Annotated in this window: 17 protein-coding genes; 8 read left to right on the top strand and 9 right to left on the bottom strand. The window is 47.4% G+C overall.

Translation table 11 applies throughout. From position 1 onward, the window contains the following. Position 1: 1 nt before the first annotated feature. Positions 2-3,451: a SusC/RagA family TonB-linked outer membrane protein gene (locus tag DF182_RS21185; RefSeq protein ID WP_113617802.1), complete on the bottom strand. Its 3,450-nt coding sequence runs from the start codon at positions 3,449-3,451 to the stop codon at positions 2-4. A gap of 44 nt (positions 3,452-3,495) precedes the next feature. Next, positions 3,496-4,482, bottom strand: coding sequence for a FecR family protein (locus DF182_RS21180; RefSeq protein ID WP_113617801.1), 987 nt, complete (start codon positions 4,480-4,482; stop codon positions 3,496-3,498). 190 nt (positions 4,483-4,672) lie between these two features. Here DF182_RS21180 and DF182_RS21175 point away from each other — a divergent pair, with 190 nt between their 5' ends. Together DF182_RS21175 and DF182_RS21170 are read left to right on the top strand one after the other, a co-directional pair. Then, positions 4,673-5,242, top strand: coding sequence for an RNA polymerase sigma factor (locus tag DF182_RS21175; RefSeq protein WP_161964205.1), 570 nt, complete (start codon positions 4,673-4,675; stop codon positions 5,240-5,242). Between the two features lie 116 nt (positions 5,243-5,358). Next, complete coding sequence (locus DF182_RS21170) at positions 5,359-5,790, top strand: VOC family protein (RefSeq protein WP_113617799.1); 432 nt, start codon at positions 5,359-5,361, stop codon at positions 5,788-5,790. A gap of 67 nt (positions 5,791-5,857) precedes the next feature. On the opposite strand, the gene DF182_RS21165 is transcribed toward DF182_RS21170, so the two are convergent. Further along, the gene (locus tag DF182_RS21165) at positions 5,858-6,940 is read right to left on the bottom strand and encodes a DegT/DnrJ/EryC1/StrS family aminotransferase (RefSeq protein ID WP_113617798.1); all 1,083 of its coding nucleotides are present in this window, start codon (positions 6,938-6,940) and stop codon (positions 5,858-5,860) included. 163 nt (positions 6,941-7,103) lie between these two features. Next, a complete protein-coding gene (locus tag DF182_RS21155) occupies positions 7,104-8,021 on the bottom strand; it encodes a sugar phosphate isomerase/epimerase family protein (RefSeq protein ID WP_113617796.1) in 918 nt (305 codons plus the stop codon). A gap of 139 nt (positions 8,022-8,160) precedes the next feature. Here DF182_RS21155 and DF182_RS21150 point away from each other — a divergent pair, with 139 nt between their 5' ends. The 3 genes from DF182_RS21150 to DF182_RS21140 all read left to right on the top strand — a co-directional run bounded on the left by DF182_RS21150 (position 8,161) and on the right by DF182_RS21140 (position 11,270). Further along, positions 8,161-9,498, top strand: a complete 1,338-nt coding sequence (locus DF182_RS21150) for a TIGR00341 family protein (protein ID WP_113617795.1) — start codon at positions 8,161-8,163, stop codon at positions 9,496-9,498. A gap of 138 nt (positions 9,499-9,636) precedes the next feature. Continuing rightward, on the top strand, positions 9,637-9,990 hold the full coding sequence (locus DF182_RS21145; RefSeq protein WP_113617794.1) for a YciI family protein: 354 nt from the start codon (positions 9,637-9,639) through the stop codon (positions 9,988-9,990). 47 nt (positions 9,991-10,037) lie between these two features. Next, positions 10,038-11,270 (top strand): RNA polymerase sigma factor, encoded by a 1,233-nt coding sequence (locus tag DF182_RS21140; protein ID WP_113617793.1) that lies wholly within the window; start codon positions 10,038-10,040, stop codon positions 11,268-11,270. Here the strand turns inward: DF182_RS21140 and DF182_RS21135 are convergent. Together DF182_RS21135 and DF182_RS21130 are read right to left on the bottom strand one after the other, a co-directional pair. Beyond that, complete coding sequence (locus DF182_RS21135; protein WP_113617792.1) at positions 11,252-11,977, bottom strand: LytR/AlgR family response regulator transcription factor; 726 nt, start codon at positions 11,975-11,977, stop codon at positions 11,252-11,254. The genes DF182_RS21140 and DF182_RS21135 overlap by 19 nt on opposite strands. Next, the gene (locus DF182_RS21130) at positions 11,974-13,002 is read right to left on the bottom strand and encodes a sensor histidine kinase (protein ID WP_113617791.1); all 1,029 of its coding nucleotides are present in this window, start codon (positions 13,000-13,002) and stop codon (positions 11,974-11,976) included. The genes DF182_RS21135 and DF182_RS21130 overlap by 4 nt, the downstream gene beginning before the upstream one ends. 210 nt (positions 13,003-13,212) lie before the next feature. Here DF182_RS21130 and DF182_RS21125 point away from each other — a divergent pair, with 210 nt between their 5' ends. After that, positions 13,213-14,358 carry a serine hydrolase domain-containing protein gene (locus DF182_RS21125; protein WP_113617790.1) on the top strand — a complete coding sequence of 382 codons (1,146 nt, stop codon included), beginning with the start codon at positions 13,213-13,215 and terminating at the stop codon, positions 14,356-14,358. Positions 14,359-14,646: 288 nt separating this feature from the next. Beyond that, a complete protein-coding gene (locus tag DF182_RS21120) occupies positions 14,647-15,795 on the top strand; it encodes a serine hydrolase domain-containing protein (RefSeq protein ID WP_161964204.1) in 1,149 nt (382 codons plus the stop codon). Positions 15,796-15,853: 58 nt separating this feature from the next. On the opposite strand, the gene DF182_RS21115 is transcribed toward DF182_RS21120, so the two are convergent. Beyond that, entirely contained in the window at positions 15,854-16,939 is a 1,086-nt protein-coding gene (locus tag DF182_RS21115; protein WP_113617788.1) for a serine hydrolase domain-containing protein, read from the bottom strand. 231 nt (positions 16,940-17,170) lie between these two features. On the opposite strand from DF182_RS21115, the gene DF182_RS21110 reads away from it, so the two are divergent. Next, the gene (locus tag DF182_RS21110) at positions 17,171-18,043 is read left to right on the top strand and encodes a LytR/AlgR family response regulator transcription factor (protein ID WP_161964203.1); all 873 of its coding nucleotides are present in this window, start codon (positions 17,171-17,173) and stop codon (positions 18,041-18,043) included. Here the strand turns inward: DF182_RS21110 and DF182_RS21105 are convergent. Continuing rightward, positions 18,040-18,693: a hypothetical protein gene (locus tag DF182_RS21105; RefSeq protein ID WP_113617786.1), complete on the bottom strand. Its 654-nt coding sequence runs from the start codon at positions 18,691-18,693 to the stop codon at positions 18,040-18,042. The two genes, DF182_RS21110 and DF182_RS21105, sit on opposite strands and share 4 nt — an antisense overlap. 20 nt (positions 18,694-18,713) lie before the next feature. Continuing rightward, positions 18,714-20,873 (bottom strand): TonB-dependent receptor, encoded by a 2,160-nt coding sequence (locus tag DF182_RS21100; protein ID WP_113617785.1) that lies wholly within the window; start codon positions 20,871-20,873, stop codon positions 18,714-18,716. Positions 20,874-20,956 lie beyond the last annotated feature (83 nt).

Below are 20,956 nucleotides of genomic sequence, written 5' to 3'. Positions count from 1 at the left end.
TTTAGAAATTGGTGAACAGGCCGATAGTAAAGGTAGGCACCAGGTGTCTTCTGGCATAACTGCCGGTGGCCATACTATAGTTGTATTTATTGAGACCGATGGTCATCAGGTTGGAGGCCTGCGCCTTCACTTCAAAGTTGGTAAAGCCAATACGCCGGATAACCGCTGCATTCCTGAAATTATAAGACACCGTGATATCACGCAATACAAGGTAAGCCCCATTCACCACCCGTATATCAGAATAGTTATACACATAACCATGATAGGCATTATACAACCAGTAAGGATAGAGGCCCATCACATCTGTTTTCTGTTCATCCCCTTTCTGGCGGAAATAGTTTTCTGTGCCGGCCAGCGGGCGGGTGGAACCGGTAGAAGGCGCTGGTATCCGGGTTTTAAAACCACCGTAGTAATCCACCATGCAGTACACATAAAAATTACCGATGTCAATTCTGTTGCTGATACCTGCAGTAATAACTGGCATACCTGCCCCCTGATATTCCAGGTCGCTGAGACCTTCATCCAGCGCACCATAACCAGGATTCTTCCGCTTGCCGTCTATACCGTATATCTGCGGCAAACCATTCGTATCAAGACCGGCATAACGGTAGCTGAACACCGCGCCCACCGGGTAGTCCACCACATAGTTATTACCGATATATTGATAGGACTGTTGTTTGTTATTGACATACAGCGCCAATACCTTGTTGATATTACGTGACAACGCAATGCCGGTATTCCAGTTAAAACGTTTGCGGGTAATCCAGTCGGCATGCAGATTCAGTTCCACGCCACTGTTGCTGATAGATGCGGCATTCAGTTTGGCGCTGCTGGCACCTTTGGTAGGGTCCAGCTGTGCATCGGCGAGCAGGTCCTTACTTTTGCGGGTGTAATAATCAATGCTGCCATATACGCTACCCACCACTCTGAAATCCATTCCCATATTGAGGTTGCTGGTTTCTTCCCAACGCAGGGCTGTATTCTCCATCGATCCCAGGTTAAGGGCTACAGAAGCAGGTGAAGTACGAAGATTGGAGGCATACGTGGCTACAATCTGCGGAATACTTGCTTTGGAAGTGTTACCGTTGATACCATAAGCTACGCGCAGCTTCAGGGCATCCAGCCAGTTAACATTTTTCATGAAGTTCTCCTGGTCTATGTTCCAGGCGCCGCCTACCGACCAAAGCGGTTTATAACGGTATTTAGGATCTGTACCGAAGAGGTTGGACTGATCTATACGCACACTTCCTGAAAGGGAATACCTGCCTCTGAAAGAATATACACCGTTAAAATAACCGGAGATATAACGGTCATCCTGATACGCTTTCGAAAAAAGATTTTCGAATCTGAGTGCAGGATTACCATAGGCAAACTGTGATACCCATGAGCCGGTGAGTATTTTGTTATAATCCACCGGTTGTTGCAGCAACGTTTGATCGTTGTAGCCGAAAGTAGAACTGACACTGGCAGATGTAGTCACCTTGCGGGTTTCAGCACCCAGTATAACGTTGAAGGAATGCTGGTCATGAATAATTTTATTGTAGTCCAGTTGTGCCCGTACAGTATAACTGAGCGCGCTGGTATTTTTCTGGTTGATATAACCACCCTTGGGTATATTGAAGAGAATGCCTTTATCTGTTTGTTCCGCATAGCGGTTAACATACTGACGGGCTTCCGATGATTTTTCGCTGGCGTAGTGCGTCAGATCGGCCCGGGAATTTTCGTATATGCCGCCAAACCTGAAGTTGAAACCATGTCCGATATGATAGTTGAAATTGGCGATCACCTTGTTGCTGACGGTTTTATTGCGGTCGCTGATTTCATTCATGTCTACCAGCGGATACCGCAGGTTGTCGTACAATCCTTTTTTGATGATGGTATCATTAAAAACCGGGTTCATATTGGAACCATCGAAGATGGGCAGCGGATTGCCATTTTTATCTTGAAAACGTTCATACCCGTATACATTCATAAAATCCGGTACCGGCGCCACATTGGATTTGGTTTCCAGGTAATCGGTGGTCAGTTCCAGGGAGAGGCGTTTATTGAAACGGTAGTTGGCACGGCCTGACAGTAAAAAGCGGCTGTCATCATTATTCATTTTTGAAAGCCGGTTGCCGGTATAGTTGGCCGATACATAATAAGTGGCCTGTTGTGTACCACCGGATATATTGAGGTCGTATTGCTGATTGAGGGCGCTACGCAGAAACAGGCGGCTGTACTCGGCGGCGTTGTTGTAATCACCCAGTGCATCAAAACGTGCTGCCATCTGTTCCGCTGTGATGGTGCCTTCTTTTCTGTCGAGCAGGATATCAAAACCAGGCTGGTAGTAGCTGTATGAAGTTCTGTAGCGGGTCCAGTCTACCGGCAGGTCTGTTCCGTCTTTATAGGTATCCCGCAGGTAATTAAGGGTGGTATTGCTGGGAGCAAGACGGTAAGTGCTGTAATTTTCCTTGCCGGTAACGCCCAGGGTAGTACGAAAAGCAAAGCGGGTACGTCCTATCTCCGCCTGTTTACGCTCGATGATCACTACCCCGTTGGACGCACGTACCCCGTAGATAGTGGCGGAAGCAGCATCTTTCAGCACCGTAACGGATTTGATTTCATTAGGGTTGATCGCATCGAGAGTCAGTTCTGTAGGATAACCATCCACCACAATGAGCGGCTGTTTATTGGCCGAGATGGTAGACAGGCCTCTGACCTGAAAGAGGGAGTTACCTTCAAACTTCATATCATTATTGATCAGCACACCTGGTAGTTTGTTTTGGATACCGGAAAGGAAATCAGTGCTGATACGTGTTTCATATTCTTTGGTGCCGATGGCGGAGATAGCGCCGGTGCTTTGTTCCGGGCGGATACGCTGATAGGCCGTACTGACTTCCACCATGCCGAGGTTATGACGACCGAATTTCAGCACTACTTCTTTCATACCGGCCAGCACTTCGGCCACAATGGTTTGTGGCTCGTAGCCTATGCAGGAAATTCTGACAGTGGCTTTGGGTGCGATATGCAGTAATGAATAGGAACCGCTGCTGTTGGTCATTACACCGTTGGTGCCTACAGCGATGGTCACATAAGGCAAAGGGGCTCCCTGTTCATTTCTTACCACCCCCAGCAGGTTGACAGCAGGTTCCTGCGACCTCGCCGGTTGGGGCTTGTGAAAGATGACGACCGCATTGGGTAATGCTTTGTAATCCAGTCCTGTATTTTGCAACAGCTGTGAAAGCACTTCTCCCAACGGTTTGCTGTTACAGGAGATGGAAAGGTCTGTCCAGACAGCTACTTCGTCTGCCGGAAATGAGATTTTGCAACCGGCCTGCCGGCCCGCTTCCGTCAGCATAACTGACAGGGGCTGGTGCTGTAACGACAGGCTGACGGTTTTCTGTAAGATCTGGGCATACCCCAGGTGTACATGCATGGCAAATAATAGCAACAGGCATACTCTCCTCATGATAATAAGGCTTGGTTGATTTTTGAATTCCGTGATACGGATGATTATAGCATCGTAATTGTTACAGTATTTCCTGCAACAGAATAGGTATATCCAAGGGTAGTACAGACGATATCCAGTATATCGTTTAGTGATTCTGTACCGTAGAATGTATCGGTAATGGTGATACGTTTTTCTTTATTGACTTGCCGGCTGAAAACGAATTGCTTCTGATAACGGGCAGATAGCCGGTTACAGATGGTTTCCAGGCTTGTTTCATTAAACATCAGGTCTTTCGCCATCCACTCTACTTTAGGCGCTACATTCACATGGCTGGCAGCGGCCGGTTGCTGAGCACCACATACCAGTTCCTGGTTTTGTGTGAGCACGGCCATGGTTTTATTTTCCTTTTCCACTCTTACTTTACCGCTGGCAACGGTGATCACTACACGCCTGGAATCGGCATCTGCCTTGATATTGAAGGCTGTTCCCAGCACATAGGTACATACGTTGGCACAACGTATCATAAATGGCTTGCGGGCATTTTGTTTTACATCAAAATAAGCTTCTCCCTGCAATATCAGCAGACGGTCTGTCTCGTTAAAAGACGGAGCCAGCTGCAGCGTACTGCCGGCACGTAACAATACAATAGAACTGTCCGGCAATATCAGATGCCGGTCGTATGTTACTGCCTCGCCGGGACCCGGCGCTTTTACGGCACGGCTATGTATCCCGGTGACGGCAGGTGGGATCACCTTTACAGACAATGGATGCAAATATCTTGACAGCAGCATGATCCCGGCGAGTACGGCGGCGGCGGCAGTAACGCGCTTCCATATACGATAACGGCTTTTCACCGGCCGGAGCGATGAGCGCTGCTGAAAATCGGCATATTTATCACGCAGGTAAGCTTCATCCATCACGTCCCAATAGGGCGTCTGTGGCGTTTCTCCCAGGCCGTCGTACCATTGCTGCAATGCTTCCAGTTCAGCGTCAGTACATTGGCCGGCATGAAATTTCTCCAGTAATTGATGAAGTTCTTCCCTTTGCATATTGTAATGACGATGCTGCGAAGCGTTACCGTTACTCCTTTGATAAATATTTTTTATTCTAATAGAACCGAATCACCAGGGTATGACGTATCTCAACTGCCTCACCGTTACTCCGATGGAATATTTTTTTTCGCCGGTAATTTTTTTGCAAAAGATTATATCTTTATCCCGACCACTGCGGAGTATTATCTTGAATCATCACAGCACGCATACCGACGACCAATCATTATTATCACTTTGGAGGGAAGGTGATGAAACAGCGTTTGCCTGCCTGTACCGCAAATATTTTCCACAGCTGGTTGTAACGGCCTACCAGAAAGTAAAAGATCAATACCTCGCCGAAGAGCTGGCACAGGAGAGCTTACTGGCGTTCTACTATAAAAGGGAATATCAGCTGGACAATATCGCTGCTTATCTGCAAGTGATATTACGGCATAAAACGTATGATCATTTCCGTAAGGTGTTGGTACGCGAACAACATACCACACTCGCCGCACAACAACAGCCTTCCATTACAGAAGACGCTTCGCATCAGCTTTATCAGACCGATCTCCTCAAAACCCTGAGCCAGCAAATACAGGCACTGCCTGCACAATGCCGCACCGTTTTCCTCCTGAGCCGCAACAAACATATGTCCAACCACGAAATTGCAGATACACTGGGCATCTCCGTTAATACCGTAGAACAACATATGCGCAAGGCCTTAAAAAGATTGAGGGAAGGTATCCTGCTCCTGCTGTTGATTTCTCTGCACAAATAAAAAAATAAAACTGTCGGAATCCACCCCTTGAAATGTCAGGATTCACCCTATATCCGGAACTTTATTACACGTAGATTTGTTATTCATTCGTTTGACCTTAAAAAAAAATAAATATCATGGCATCCGTATTAAATCCTTACTTAACATTTAACGACAATTGCGAAGAAGCCTTCAATTTCTACAAATCTGTTTTTGGTGGTGAATTCGCTGTGGTGATGCGTTTCGACAGCACACCGGATCATTACGCTCCACCTGAAGCAGAGAAAAACAAACTTCAGCATATCGCACTGCCTATCGGCAACGGCTCTATGCTGATGGGTAGCGACACCCCTGCCCAATATGGCAAGGTAGTGCAAGGCACCAATTTCTCCATCTCTGTTGGCGCGGATAGTGAAGCGGATGCAGACCGTCTGTACCAGGGGCTTTCTGCCGGCGGCAGAGCCTCCATGCCCATGGCTAAAATGTTCTGGGGCTCCTATTTCGGAATGCTGACAGACAAGTTTGGCATACAGTGGATGATCAGTTATGATGCCGGCCGCAACGGTTAATAAAATAAAAAGATAAGGGCCTTCCGATACCGGAAGGCCCTTATCTTTTTAGTATACCTGAACTGTTTTAGTTATTCTGGGCACGCAGCAGCAGCCGGCAGATCAGGTCTACCTCTACATCCTTAATGCCCGTGTACAAAGGCAGGCACAATACTCTTCTACTGATATCTTCACTCACCGGACACTCATGTGGCTGTACATACCTGAGTTTGCTCAGGGAAGGATAAAAATATCTTCTTGGATAAATCCAGTTGTCATTCAGCATTTTTACAGCCTTCAACAGCGCTGCTTCATCCTGGAAAATAACAGGATAATAGGCGTAGTTAAAAGTAGCACCGGACTGTATACGTACATGCTGTACATTGAGTCCTTTTAATTTCTGATCATATCGTTCAGATATCTTTATCCGTTCTTCGAGGTTGGCATCTGCCTGGTCGAGGATAAGCAGGCCCATGGCCGCATGAAATTCAGAGTTCTTAGCATTGATGCCTACACAGGCAAAATCTTCCGGCCCATCATAACCGAAGTTACGCATGTACGCCAGTGTTTTGAGCAGTTCGGCAGATTGGGTGAATACAGCGCCGCCTTCTATGGTATGGAAAACTTTAGTAGCATGAAAGCTCGTGGTACTGATATCGCCGTAGTCGAAGACAGAACGGTTGTTGTATTTTGACCCGAAGCAGTGGGCGGCATCATATATCACTTTCAGCTGATGTTTGCGGGCAATCTGTTCAATCGCTTCAATATCGCAGGGATTGCCGTATACGTGCGTAGCCAGGATAGCCACGGTATCAGCGGTTATTTTAGATTCAATAGCAGCCGGTGAAATATTTAACGTATGTGGATCAATATCCGCAAACACCGGTGTCAGGCCTTCCCAGACGATACTGGAAGTGGTGGCAACAAAAGAAAAAGGAGTGGTAATCACTTCTCCCGTAGTAAGTCCCAGCGCTTTAAGCGCCAGTTGTATGGCTACGGTACCATTACTAAGGAGCAATAAGTGTTTTACGTCCAGGTATTCCTTTAACCGAAGCTCCAGTTCATTTACCAGCGGGCCGTTGTTGGTTAGCCAGTTACGGTCCCAAATGCCTTTTAACAGCTCTACGTACTTATCTAAAGGTGGTAGGTTCGGCTTTGCCACGTTAATCATTGATCAATTTTTAATAAAGACTGTTTAATACCATTCAACATGTAAGCGGCACAGCGTACCACTGTTGCAAAGTACCAAAGGTACTGTTGTCCGGAAAGGTATACAAGTTTTTTATAATTTACCTTTGGGGTAAAAGTACCATTGGTAACAGTCCTTTCCGTAATCAATACCCCCATTTTTTCATGGCAGCCAGGTCCTGCTTTACCGCCTCCAGCGGGGTGAGCGACTGATAAGACTCCTGTTCTATGATGAAATAGCGGGTACCACCGGACTTTTTACCCAGGTCTATCACCTCTTTCACCGGGATGATGCCCTTGCCCAGAACAGTGCTTTCGTAGCCTCCGCCCATCTCACCTTTGCCGGCTGTTTTGATTTCATCCTTCACATGCATCAGCTCAAAACGGCCCGGGTATTTGCGGACGATGTCCAGGGCAATACCACCGGCATGATACATATTGCCGATGTCCAGCTGCTGGGCTACCAGTGAAGGGTCTGTGTTTTCCAGAATCAGGTTGAAGAGTTTTTTGCCGTTCAGCTCCTGACTGAATTCGAAATCGTGGTTGTGGTAACCGAACTTCATACCCGACTTCTTACACAGCTCACCGCTTTTGTTGAAAACATCCATGTAGGCTTTGAAGTCATCGTAGTTTTTACGCAGGCTCTGGTCCAGCCAGGGACTGATCACATAACGTTGTCCTACGGTGGCGGCATCTTCCACGGTGTATTTCCAGGCATCGGTAAAGTCTTTTTTGGCAGCATCCCAATGGGCAGGGCCCATAACGGTATGGCCACTGGGCATGGAAAGTCCCAGATCGGCCAGCACTTTCTTGAACTCCGTAGGGGTGTAACCGTAAAACTTCCGGTCCACATAATTGGCATGCTCCACATGCTTATAGCCCATGGCAGCCAGTTGTTTGAGGGTACCCAGCGGGTCTTTCTTCATATCTTCCCGGATAGAATAAAGCTGTATACCCAGCACTTCCTTTTTGCCGGCAGCCGCCAACATCGACTTAGACAGCAGCGTGGTACCTGCCAGCGCAAGTGTTCCTTTTACTAAAAAGTTTCTTCTGGAAATGTTCATATCAAAAGTTATTTAGCAAGATGATTACGTGGAAATTTCAATATCTGCCTAAAGTAATAAAATATATCTGTTTCTGATAGCAACCTTTACGTGAACGAAACCCGGCGCCCGGTTGTTAATCCAATACATTTTTGCAGCTATGAAGAGAAGCCATCGTGAATCCCGCCTGTGGCGGAAGATCCGTATCACTGTACAACGACAATTTAATCTTTATCTTGATAAGGCCAACGATGAGGAAGTGATCATCGGTATCACCAAGAGTTCGGAGTTTAAGGGCGCCAATCTGTGGACCCTGATTTTTGCCATCTTCATTGCCTCTATCGGGCTCAATGTCAATTCCACCGCTGTTATCATCGGTGCCATGCTGATATCGCCGCTGATGGGGCCTATTATGGGCATCGGCCTGAGTGTCGGCATCAGTGATTTTGATCTGCTGAAAAAAAGCAGCCGTAACCTGCTGATTGCTACCATGATCAGTATTGCCACGTCCACTCTTTATTTCCTGATCACGCCACTACATGATGCGCAGTCTGAGTTGCTGGCCCGTACTACTCCTTCGGTGTGGGACGTATTTATAGCCTTCCTGGGCGGACTGGCAGGTATAGTGGGCGCCACCCGTCAGGAAAAAAGCAATGTGATCCCCGGCGTAGCCATCGCTACTGCCCTGATGCCACCACTATGTACTGCCGGCTTCGGCCTGGCTTCGGGCAACCTGTTGTATTTCGCAGGCGCCCTTTACCTCTATTTTATCAACAGTATCTTCATCTGCCTCAGCACCTTGCTCATCGTACGTTTCCTCAAATTCAGAAAAAAAAGATTTGAAGACAAAAGATATGAGCAAAAGGTATCCCGGTATATTCTGATCGTTACGATTATCACTGTTGTGCCCAGTATTTACCTGGCTTACCGCATTGTAGATAAAAGTATTTTCGAAAACAATGCGCGACATTTTGTGAGAGAAGAATTTAATTTCAGCAACACACAGGTGGTGAACCGCAATTTTATCTACCGCCCTCAGCAAAAGGAAATCAACCTGCTGCTGATAGGCGCAGAGCTGGCAGATTCCGCCATCAGCCGTATCCGCAAAAGAATGGGGCAGTATCATCTGGAACAAACACAGTTGGTGGTATATCAAGGGCTGAACACTAAACAGGAAGTTGATTTTTCCCAGATCAAAGCCAGTATTCTGGAAGATGTTTTCCGGCAGGACAGCAGCCGGAAAACCACCACTACTAATACTCCTGTCCATCCGCCCCTGCCAGACATTACCAATGAATTTAAAGCCCTGTTTCCATTCTGCCAGTATTATGCAGCCTCCGACATGATATTCCGGCGTCCCGACAGCAGCTCACAGGATACCATCACGGTAGTAATGGCTGGCTTCACCCGAAAAATAAATCAGGCAGAAAAAACAAGGGTACAACGTTGGCTGAAATACCGGCTGGCGGCAGACTCCGTAAAACTGGTCATCCAGTAAAAGCCTTATCTATTAAGCATTATAGCGGTTACTACCGGAGGATAAAAATATTTTTTCAGGCAGATGTCCAATTCGGTAATTTCCATTTGTTAAGGGGTGTTCAAAACAAATATTCCTTACAATTAAAACCTACACATCATGGACGAATTTATGCTGATATTCCGCCACCAGGACGGTAAAAAAATCGCCTCCCCCGAACAGATGCAGATATGGATGAAACAGACCATGGACTGGATCGGTGGCATTGCCGCACAAAACAAGTTCAGCGGCGGCAACGGTCTTCCTTTTGAAGACGCCCGCGTAGTACATCATGATAAAGTGGTCACCAACGGGCCTTTCGGAGAGATCAAGGAAACCATTGCAGGATACGTGATTGTGAAAGCCGACTCTGTGGACGAAGCCGTGGCTTTTGCCAAAGGCTGTCCTGCTTTACAGGGAGAAGGCAATACCGTAGAAGTGAGAAGGATAGCCAAAGGTGATGGCACCCACTAAATAGTTGAACAGCCCCTGTAACACAGCAGGGGCTGTTTATCCGGACCATGCAACAACCCGAATTAATACCACATCTGTTCAGAACAGAGTTTACAAAAATCACGGCTGTTCTGTGCAAACATTTTGGCATAGCACATATCCAGTTGGCAGAGGATATCGCCAGCGAAACCTTCCTGCGTGCCATGGAAACCTGGACCTACAAAGGCATTCCTGAAAATCCTACCGCCTGGTTATATGTAGTGGCCAAAAACAAAGCGAAGAACTACTTCGCCCGTGCTCATATGTTTCAGGAGAAGATTGCCCCCGAACTGAAACAGCTTACTACCGCTCCCTCCACAGAGATAGACCTGTCAGATAAAAACATCACCGATAGTCAGCTGCAGATGTTGTTTGCCATCTGTCATCCGGCTATTTCCACCGAAGCACAGATAGGCCTGGCTCTGCGTATCCTCTGCGGTTTCGGCATAGACGAGATCGCCAACGCGTTTCTGACTAACAAGGAAACAATCAACAAACGACTGTTCAGGGCCAGGGAGAAATTACGGGCAGAAAAAGTACAGATCAGCATACCCGATGCGGTAGCCATACAGGAGCATCTCGATACTGTGTTAACAACATTGTATCTGCTCTACAACGAGGGCTATTATTCAGAAAGTCAGGATTCCATCATAAGGGAAGAGCTCTGCCTCGAAGCCATGCGGCTCACCAGACTACTGCTGGACCATGATATTACCAACACTCCTGCTGTCAATGCTTTGCTGGCACTCATGTGTTTTCAAGCGTCCCGCTTCCCCGCCAGAAAAAACGAACACGGCGAACTAATCCTTTACCAGGACCAGGACCCCGCCCTCTGGAATCAGGAACTGATTGCCCAGGGCGCCTGGTACCTGCATGCAGCATCCCAGGGTAATACACTTACCCGCTACCATATGGAAGCCACTATTGCCTGGTGGCATACTATCAAAGAAGACAGCAGCGAAAAATGGGAGAACATTCTTCAATTATACAACCAGCTGTTGCAATTACAGTATTCCCCGGTGGCCGCTCTCAACCGCACCTACGCACTCTCCAAAGCAAGAGGCAAAGCGGCTGCCATCGCGGAAGCAGAAAAGCTGGGACTTACAGACAATCCCTATTATTATGCACTGCTCGGAGAATTGTACCAAGGCATCGATAACCGTCAGGCACTGCAACATCTGCAAACAGCCCAACATCTCTTCAAAACACAAACAGAAAAACAAACCATCCAGCGCAAAATTAATCATCTGCCTACCACATGATGCGCTACAAAAAAAGAAAAAAGATATTCCCTGTAAGCATTGCCTATGGCCAGTTCCAGCTCTCCTATCTGTACATCCTGATTATTCAGGCTGGTCACATGCCGGAAATTAACCACCACCGATTTACTGATACGCACAAAGAGATCTTGTGGCAGCTGTTCCAGTAAAGCTTTCAGGTTGATGCCTACCATCAGTTTTCTGCCCGCCATATGCAACACACAATAATCCTTCACCCCTTCTATATACAGACATTCATTAAACACTACCCGGTGTAATCTTCTGTCAGAGCGGATAAACACATAATCCTGTTGTGTGGTAATGGCCTGTTGCTGTTGCTGTTTACGATATCTTTTCATGTCGGCATAGTCCAGTGCTTTTTGCACTGCCAGTGCAAAACGATTGGGGTGCACGGGTTTCACGAGATAGTCGATGGCATTTACATCATAACTGTTAAGCGCATATTCGGTATAGGCAGAGGTAAACACGACCATCGTTTCTTTGTTGAGCTGCCTCGCAAATTCCAGTCCGCAGCCGCCCGGCATCTGTACATCCAGAAAGACCAGGTCTACCGGGTTCAGCTCCATAAAATCAGCGGCCCTGGCGGCTCCGGAGAAGCAGCCCAGCAGTTGCAATGATACATCCTGCTCTACCAGCAGCCGGATTTTCTCTCTGGCCAGTGGTTCATCATCAATTACAATACAGTTCATATGCTTAAGGTTAAGGTTACTACAAACAGCTGGTCCTTGTTTTCTACCTGCAGCGAATGCCGGCCGGGGTACAACAATGCCAACCGCCGGCGCACATTTTTCAGACCAGCTCCGCCGGGAAGTGCCGTCCCTGTGGCTGCTACAGGGTTTATACAACAGAATACCAGCTGTTCAGCTGTAACAGTCAGTTCCAGATTAATATAGGGGTGACCGTTATAATCGTTGTGTTTAACAGCGTTTTCAACAAAGGGCATCAGCAGCAAAGCATGCACGGATGCCGCCTGTATATTGCCTGTAGTGTTGACTGATACATCCAGCACATCATGTCGCAATTTTTCAAGATAGAGGAAATCATGAATAAACGATAGTTCCTGCGGCAGCCCTACCTGGCCGTTGCCAGCCAGATACAACTGATAACGCAGTAAACGGGACAATGTATGTACAACCTCCGAAGCCCGCTGCTGATCGGCATATATCAGTGTGTCCAGGTTGTTGAGTGTATTAAACAGAAAGTGCGGCGACAACTGTTTCTTAAGGTTTTCCAACTCTGTCTGTAGGCTGATAGCGCGGTGATAGCCGGCTTCCAGCCACTGTCCGAATAATGTTACTGCAGTGGAAGCAGACAGCAATGCCAGCATCATCACATAAAAGGCCAGGGCGTCTTTTATGTGATAAGGTTTAAAACTTTTTCCTGGCTTCAGCCAGGGTGTCACCACGGGCTCCATCCACACGGTCAGCAACATCAGAAAAGTGATCAGCCCCAACACAGCCATGATATATTCATAATAACGATATCGCAGCAACAGGCCTGGCACCAAAAAGTAGATGTTCACATAAGGTCCGGCCAGGAAAAATATAAGTGCCAGTACTTTCATGAAAGCCTGCCATTCCAGCCGGTATTCGTCCATACCCACGGTGAAATATAATATCACTGCCGGCAGTACATGGCACAGTATCTTATAGACTATGGATTTCCTTATCCATAGCGGCAGTTGTATCATTTCACTATGAACAGCAGTCTGCATCGGGATTTTAAAAAGGCGGATGTACGAACTACGCTGCGCGAACAACCAACCCTATGATTTGGTCTACCAATAATACGCGGCTGCCTGCCGCTTACCCCTATCCGGGCATTTGTTGCCGGCGAAAAGTCGTTGACAGCCATTTTTTCCGGCCTTCTATAATACCAGCCAGATGCTTGCCCTCATGCCTTTGTTTTGTTAAAAAAAGAAATCATGAGAAACCTCTGCTTAGCAATTTTACTGGCCTTTGTGGTCAGCTCCTGTAAAAAAAATAAAGATGAAGCAGTTCCGCAGGAACCACTGAAAACAGCTGCTGTATCACAACAGGTAGACAAACTAGTCAATGACATCAAAATCCCCGGTATAGCAGTTGCACTGGTAGGCCCCGATGGGATTATATGGTCCAAAACCGCAGGCATGGCCAACCTGGAGAAAAAAGAGCCCATCACCGACAAAACTGTTTTTAAACTGGGCTCTGTTGCCAAGCCGTTTATCGCTTTCAGCGTAATGAAGCTGGTGGAACAAGGAAAGTTAAATCTGGATACTAACGTCAACGACTATCTGCCGTTTACCCTACAGAACCCAAAAAATCCCGGTAAAAAGATTACCCTGCGGACATTATTGAGTCATACTTCCGGTATTATTGATACCGTATACAGCAGATTCCTTTTGGCAGATTTTATTGTAAAGGAAAGAGATCATCCGGTTCCTGTCAGCGAGTACATACGCGGCATGCTCGACCCCACCGGAAAATACTACAGCCCTGACTCCTTCCTCGATGACCGTAAAAAAACTATCTACAGCTATTCCAATGTGGGTGCAGCGCTGGCAGCTTATATCGTGGAGCTGACCGTAAAGGAAAACTTCGACACCTGGTCTACCAACCAGTTTATCGCCCCTTTAAACACCACTACCTTAACATGGCACCTGCGGGATTTCGCGTCCCAACCCTATGCCATACCTTATGGCCCGGGATTGCAACCCTGGGGCAAATACAGCATCGTAGATTATTGCACCGGCGGACTGCACAGCAACCTCGCTGATCTGGCCACTTATACCCGAATGCTGATTAACAACGGTAATCACAACGGTAAACAGGTGATTTCCCCCACTACACTGGACGCCATGAGCACAATACAGTTTCCTGATGCCGAACCTATACAGGGCCTGTTCTGGGAAAAACTGAAGATAAACAACCGGATTATTTTCGGGCATTCAGGAGGTGTAATCGGCGGCTATGCCTTTCTGTATATCAGGCCTGACACAAAACGAGGTGTCGTTGTTATTCTCAACCGTAACGCGAACCCCACCGAAGGCGCGGAGATCGACAAACTGCAGGAAATGCTTTTCGAATTATAATCTATAAACAGTATAAGCTATGGATTTCCTCACCCATAGCAAGCCTTGTATCATTTCACTATTAACAGCCGGCTGCATCGGATCTAAAGAAAGGTAGTGTACAAACTACGCTGCGCGAACAACCAACACTATGATTTGGTCTACCAATAATACGTGACTGCCAGCCGCTTACCCCAATCTGGGCATTTGTTGCCGGAGGAAAGCGGTTGACAGTCATTTTTCCCGGCCTTCTATAATACCGGCCTTATGCTTACTGCCCATGCCTTTGTTTTGCCAAAAAGAAACGAAATGATGAGAAACCTCTGCTTAGCAATTTTACTCGCCTTTGTGGCCAGCTCCTGTAAAAAAAATAAAGATGAAGTAGTTCCGAAGGAACCACTGAAGACAGCTGCTGTATCACAACAAGTAGACAAACTAATCAACGACATCAAAATTCCCGGTGTAGCAGTTGCACTGGTTGGCCCCGATGGAATTGTATGGTCTAAAACCGCAGGTATGGCCAATCTGGAGAAAAAAGAAGCCGTCACCGACAAGACTGTCTTTAAACTGGGCTCCGTTGCCAAACCCTTTATCGCTTTCAGCGTAATGAAGCTGGTGGAACAAGGAAAGTTAAATCTGGATGCTAACGTCAACGACTATCTGCCGTTTACCGTACAGAACCCCAAAAACCCGGGTAAAAAGATTACGCTGCGGACCTTATTGAGCCATACCTCCGGTATTATAGATACCGCGTACGAACGACACCTGGCAGAGGATTTCGTCGTAACTGAAAGAGACCATCCAGCTCCTATCAGTGAATATATACGCAGCATGCTCGAGCCTACCGGGAAATACTACAGCCCTGATTCATTTCTCGATGACCGCGAGAAGGCTGTCTATAGCTATTCCAACGTGGGAGCTGCACTGGCGGCTTATATTGTGGAACTGACAGCAAAAGAAAACTTCGACACTTGGACCACCCGTCAGTTTATCGCTCCTTTAAATACCACCACTTTAACATGGCATCTGCGGGATTTCGCATCCCAACCCTATGCTGTGCCTTATGGCCCTGCATTACAACCCTGGGGTAAATACAGCATGGTAGATTACTGTACCGGTGGCCTTCATAGCAATCTTACCGACCTCGCCACCTTCGCCAGGATGCTGGTCAATAATGGTAACGTGAATGGCAAACAGATAATATCTGCCAGCTCACTGGATGCTATGGGCCAGGTGCAATATCCTGACATCAAATCCACCCAGGGCCTTTTCTGGGAACGTTATAAACTGGACAACCGTCCTATTTTCGGGCATTCCGGAGATGTATGGGGTAGCCATTCCCTGCTGTATATCAACCCTGAAAATAAACGGGCCGCAATCATTCTATATAACCGCGACCTGGAAGATGATCAACGACCAGAAATCAATAAACTGTTACAGTTGCTGCTTACCCTATAACACATAAAAAAGCCTCCACCTGTTATTACGGGTGGAGGCTAGCAGCCGAAATCAACCACTATTTTATTTTTGCAACAGCCTTCAAAACCTTGTACACAAACATAATACCTCTCGTCAGGAAGCCCGAACGATTGAAGCTGCCCGCTACATAAATATCGAATACCGGATTAAAAAGCATAAAGGAACCGGTAGAGCCCAGATGTCCCCATACATCATATTTACGGGTAAACATATGCATTCTCACCCGCATCAGCCCCATGCCGTAATCCACGCCCGTCCAGGTTTTCCGCCATACCATCATCTTTTCCAGCGATGCCTGGCTGATCAGCCGGCCTGTTGTAAGCGCCTGCATAAAAATGATCAGGTCCCCGCCTGTACTGATGGTTTGCCCGGATGCATAGATACTGCTGAAACTTCTGTACTCCTCTACACGGATCTCTTTTCTACGCAGAAAAACACTCGCCACCGGATAAGGACTGTTCACTACCGGAGTGCTATACTGCAACAGATAAGAGTGCTGCATACCCAGCGGTTCAAAAATAAACTCATGCAACACCTTTTCGTAGGGTTTACCGGTAACCGCTGCAATCACCAATCCCAGTAAGTTGTAGCCGGTATCGGTATAATGTAGCTTTTCTCCCGGTGGGAAAAGCGGGTCTATATACAGTTTGGTCCAGCTCACGGTTTCTTCCGCTGTCCAAAGCCGGTCTGGCACTTCCAGCAGCAACTGAAGGAAATAAGGTCCGTTGCCGGGTTTGTCTTCATAAAAATCCGGCAGTCCGGAAGTATGCGACAGCAGATGTGCAATGGTGATGTCTGCCGTGTAATCCCGGCCTTTGTATACATGCAGACCTGCTGTCAGCGAAGCCGGAAGATAACGCACCAGCGGATCTTCCAGACTAATGCGGCCTTGTTCCGCCAGCATCATGATGATCACAGCTGTAAACGTTTTGCCGATACTGGCCGTATGCCAGGGCTGCCTGGGATCGGCCACTACACCATTTGTGCTGCCGGCGGCCATCTCCCAGTCCACGGCATATTTCTCCGAAAATACTTTCAGATAGGCATTGTAAACACAAGGTCCTGCTGTTGTCTTTTGAATAAACTGCTGCTCCAGTTTTGACTTAGTTTCCAGTACATTCATATAGGTTCAGGGGAATATTTATATATCCATCATAGCCCAGGGCTTCAAGCGCGAGAGGACTAATGCGGTCTTGCATCATTTATCCATGATATCCATCATAGCCCAGGGCCCCGGAATTATTTGCCATACAAGATGCGCAATAAAAACGGCTTTCCCTATAAAAACCCGTTAAACCCGCATGAAATATCTACCACTGGCCCCATTCCATCAAGAAAACACTACATTTACAACATGCTTAAGCAGGTCAACCAATTACTCAACAGAAAATATCCCTTTGAAATAGTCAGGATGAAAACGATCCTGATCATCAGTATACTCATCAGTGCGGTAGTGTATGTTTATCAGCCTTTCGGTTTCAGTCAGTATCAAAAAAACAAGTTGCTGGGCGCCATTCCCTTTGGTGTGGCCACTTTTTCAGGATTGTTATTCTGCAACTACATTCTGAAAGGTACCCTGCTGAAGAACAGACAAATCAAATGGACCATCTTGTGGGAAGCGGGTTATATCCTGTCGGTTTTTCTGGTGCTGGCATTTTTAAACACGCTTGTTTTTCTTTATTTTTTTGAAGATATCCACTTTTTCCGGACCGCTGATACGGTCACGCAGCTACGGCTGCTCCTGCATGTGCTGCTGCTGACAGTAGCGGTTGGCATCTTCCCGGTGGCGGCCGTTATTACCATCCGGTATAATCGCGCCCTGCGCAACAATCTCAACAGCATCATCCGCAGCGATCAGCAGCTGGCGCCGCCGGATACGGCCAAACAGCTCGTATTCCCTTCTGCCAATACAACAGAGCAGCCATTACATATCAGCATCCACGATTTCCTGTTTCTGGAAGTAGTAAAAAACCATATCCATGTTTATCATCTGGCAGATGGAGTTGTAACGACAACGGTTATACGTAATACATTAACCACTATCACCGAAACCATCCAGGATGCGACGCTCTTCCGGTGCCATCGTTCTTTTCTGGTCAACCTCAGTCATATCAAAACAGCCAACGGCAACTCCAACGGTTACAAAATCATCCTGAAAGGCTACGAAACCTATCCCATCCCGGTATCCAGGACTTTTGTGCCGGCCTTCCAGGAGATCATCCATTAGTGACAGCTGCTTTCCTTCACATACAACAGCTCTGGCAAACCCCAATCGGGAGACACTGCTGTAGCGGGTTTGAAGTCGTGGAATGTTTTTTCCACCTGTTGCAGTTTGTCGCAGAAGCTGTTGTCTGCTGCTTTGGTAAAGGCTGCCATCCTGTTTTGGAAGATCGCCAGCTGCAGCTGTGGGCGCGGATTCTGTTGGCTCAGGCGGATAGCTTTTTCATAACCACCTATTACCTCCCGATAGTATTTCTGCCCATTGACAGCCGGATTCAGTGAGATCATAGCATAATAGTAATAAGCCTCCAGCGTATATACTTCCGACATATCCGCGCTGTTATTGGCTTTCAGCGCCGTCAGCTTATCTGCCGCTTCCTGCAGCAGGTCTTCGGGTTTGGCGCCTGCCTTGCTCAATACCAGCTTCAGATCAAAATAGGCGATGTAGTAGTCTGGCAACCATTCGCCAGGATACATGGCTGACAAACGTTTTAAGGTATTCACCTGATCGTATAGTTTGCTGATATCTTTTTCTTCTTTTACCCGGGTTAATACCTGCTGCAACATGTTCTGGCAGTTAACACTTGTTTCTTTCGACTGGGCATCAGCAGTGGAAACAGACCACATAGTGAACATTAAAAAGAGGAACTTTTTCATTTGATATTTTTTTATGTTGATTAAAAACTGGACACATCATAAGCGGAACTGCCTTTCAGGGAGATGAACAGCCCGAGATAGAAAAAACGGCTACGGGAGGCCATCACCGGCTCTCCGGCATAAACACCCTTGCTATCTGGCGATGGCGCATAACGGTAACCATAGGTATTGGCCCTACCCGTGAGATTGCCCATAGAAGTATACAATATAACCCGGGGACTCAGCAGGAAGGTCAGGTTGGCATCGAGACTGAAATAGGCTTTGTCGATGGCATTCATAAACCCCGGCATATTGGGATTGTGGTAAGGCCTGCCACTGGCATAAGTGCCCGTAAACCCTGCATAGGTCTTTATCAGCGGGAAATGATATTTAAAAGACATCCGCGCATTATGCCGGGAAGCAAACAATGGAGTGGACATCACCGGAAAATCCCTGTACAGGCGCGCTGCATCATTAAAAGAATAAGAAACATTATACTTCAGTCGTTTCACACTGGTCTCATCTGAATAATATATATCAAAACCTGCGCTCTTACCATATCCATCAGAAGTATACACCTGTTGCCGCAACAGTTCCAGCTGATCATATGACTTATAATAGGCTTCCGCCTTCAGCAGTCTGCCATTAAAATCCCAGGAAGCGCCGAGGATGTAATGAGTGGCAAGAGACTGCTGCAGGTCCTGGTGCGGAGCCGCCAACACAGTATTGTCGGGCGCTTGATAATATTTGCCATAGATGGCAGACACCTGGAATTTATCTGCCAGATAATTCAGGGATATACGGGGAGAGAGATTCCAGGCATGGTTGAACTGTGTATATTCCAGACGTCCGGATACATTTGCGTATAACCCGTGCAGCAGCCGTATCTGGTTGTCTACAAAAGCGGCATACAACTGATTATTCAGCTGACGGTCCTGCAACAGCTGTTGCACCGTATCGTGATACATGGTCCGGTAGCCTTTCAGATAAGCCTCCACCCCGGTGCTCAGCCGGTAAGCCGGTACAATGGTCTTCTCCAGCTTTGCTTTGATATGCCATTCATTTTCCTGCTGCCGGTAATCATCTCCCTGAAACTTAGCGCTCCCGTAATGACTGTCCACATAAGAAAAGGCGGCTCCCACGAACAGGCGGGTATTATGGCGGAGTTTTGTTTTAAGGGTCGCATTCAGGTAATAGTTGTCCTGGTTCAGGTTAAAATCCCTTAGTGGCACATCATTCAGCGTATCGGCAAAAGTGCGGATGAAGGCAGTTCTGTCGTAGGCGGTATACAGCTTAAAAAGGCTGCGGGGGCCTGGCGCTGTTTTATACTGGGCTTCAGCAGATACTGACTGGTATGGTTTCTTCCAGGTGTAGCGGTCGGGCAGGAACTGGTTGTACAATCCCAGATTCAAATAATTGACATTACCAGAGAGGGAGCTTTTTTTGAATGCGACAGAGCCGCCACCACCTATGCTCAGGGGCGAAGCGTTGACACCGGCTTTGGTACTGCCGGCCACATCTTTGGTGTCCATGGGTAACACCGCCGAGAGGGCTTGTCCGAATTCTGATTCATAACCGCCCAGGGAGAAATTGATGCCCTGGAAGAGGAAAGGTGAAAACCGGCCACGGGCGGGCATGTCCTGCGCTGTAATGGAATAGGGGTTGAGCACATGCATCCCGTCGATGAAGGTCTGTGTTTCGCGATTATCGCCCCCGCGGATGTACAGCTTACCATCTTCTCCTACTTTCTGCGTGCCGGGCAGGGCCATAAGTGCCCCATAGATATCACCGTTGGAGCTGCCGGTCATCACTACATCGAGCGCATCCAGCTTTTCCAGCGTACGGCTTTTACCCAGACTGAAGGTGCTGGCCCTCACCACTACTTCGCTCAGGTTTTTGTCCTGGCTCTGCAAAACGATGGACAGTGTAGCCATCTCCGTTACCGGGGCAGTGAGCCGGTAGTCTTTGTACCCGATGTAGCTCACGCCGAGGGTCACACTTCCGGTATAGGTAGTGGCAAAACTGAACCTTCCGTCTTTACCGGAAGTAGCCCCTTCCAGGCTGCCGGTAATATAAATATTGGCGCCTTCTACCGGCATCCCTTTATAATTGGTGATGGTCCCGCTGATCACAGGTTGTTGGGAATAGCCCTGTTGGAATGTCAGTAAGAGGGCAAAAAAGAGTATCATTTTTAAATGCATAACGGATGCTTTTGGTCAAAATCCGTGGCCGGACCACAGCACAATATTAGGTTGACCATTACTGATTTTCAATACGTTATGAC

Origin of the sequence: Chitinophaga flava (genome assembly GCF_003308995.1) — a bacterium.
Classification (GTDB): domain Bacteria; phylum Bacteroidota; class Bacteroidia; order Chitinophagales; family Chitinophagaceae; genus Chitinophaga; species Chitinophaga flava.
The sequence above is the reverse complement of the archived record's forward strand: the minus strand, read 5'-3'. Positions and strand labels throughout refer to the sequence as shown.

Excerpts from the sequence above, each read along its gene's own strand:
- DF182_RS21185 (WP_113617802.1), bottom strand. The coding sequence starts at position 3,451 with ATGAGGAGAGTATGCCTGTTGCTATTATTTGCCATGCATGTACACCTG.
- DF182_RS21180 (WP_113617801.1), bottom strand. The coding sequence starts at position 4,482 with ATGCAAAGGGAAGAACTTCATCAATTACTGGAGAAATTTCATGCCGGC.
- DF182_RS21170 (WP_113617799.1), top strand. The coding sequence starts at position 5,359 with ATGGCATCCGTATTAAATCCTTACTTAACATTTAACGACAATTGCGAA.
- DF182_RS21165 (WP_113617798.1), bottom strand. The coding sequence starts at position 6,940 with ATGATTAACGTGGCAAAGCCGAACCTACCACCTTTAGATAAGTACGTA.
- DF182_RS21155 (WP_113617796.1), bottom strand. The coding sequence starts at position 8,021 with ATGAACATTTCCAGAAGAAACTTTTTAGTAAAAGGAACACTTGCGCTG.
- DF182_RS21150 (WP_113617795.1), top strand. The coding sequence starts at position 8,161 with ATGAAGAGAAGCCATCGTGAATCCCGCCTGTGGCGGAAGATCCGTATC.
- DF182_RS21145 (WP_113617794.1), top strand. The coding sequence starts at position 9,637 with ATGGACGAATTTATGCTGATATTCCGCCACCAGGACGGTAAAAAAATC.
- DF182_RS21140 (WP_113617793.1), top strand. The coding sequence starts at position 10,038 with ATGCAACAACCCGAATTAATACCACATCTGTTCAGAACAGAGTTTACA.
- DF182_RS21135 (WP_113617792.1), bottom strand. The coding sequence starts at position 11,977 with ATGAACTGTATTGTAATTGATGATGAACCACTGGCCAGAGAGAAAATC.
- DF182_RS21130 (WP_113617791.1), bottom strand. The coding sequence starts at position 13,002 with ATGCAGACTGCTGTTCATAGTGAAATGATACAACTGCCGCTATGGATA.
- DF182_RS21125 (WP_113617790.1), top strand. The coding sequence starts at position 13,213 with ATGAGAAACCTCTGCTTAGCAATTTTACTGGCCTTTGTGGTCAGCTCC.
- DF182_RS21120 (WP_161964204.1), top strand. The coding sequence starts at position 14,647 with ATGATGAGAAACCTCTGCTTAGCAATTTTACTCGCCTTTGTGGCCAGC.
- DF182_RS21115 (WP_113617788.1), bottom strand. The coding sequence starts at position 16,939 with ATGAATGTACTGGAAACTAAGTCAAAACTGGAGCAGCAGTTTATTCAA.
- DF182_RS21110 (WP_161964203.1), top strand. The coding sequence starts at position 17,171 with ATGCTTAAGCAGGTCAACCAATTACTCAACAGAAAATATCCCTTTGAA.
- DF182_RS21105 (WP_113617786.1), bottom strand. The coding sequence starts at position 18,693 with ATGAAAAAGTTCCTCTTTTTAATGTTCACTATGTGGTCTGTTTCCACT.
- DF182_RS21100 (WP_113617785.1), bottom strand. The coding sequence starts at position 20,873 with ATGCATTTAAAAATGATACTCTTTTTTGCCCTCTTACTGACATTCCAA.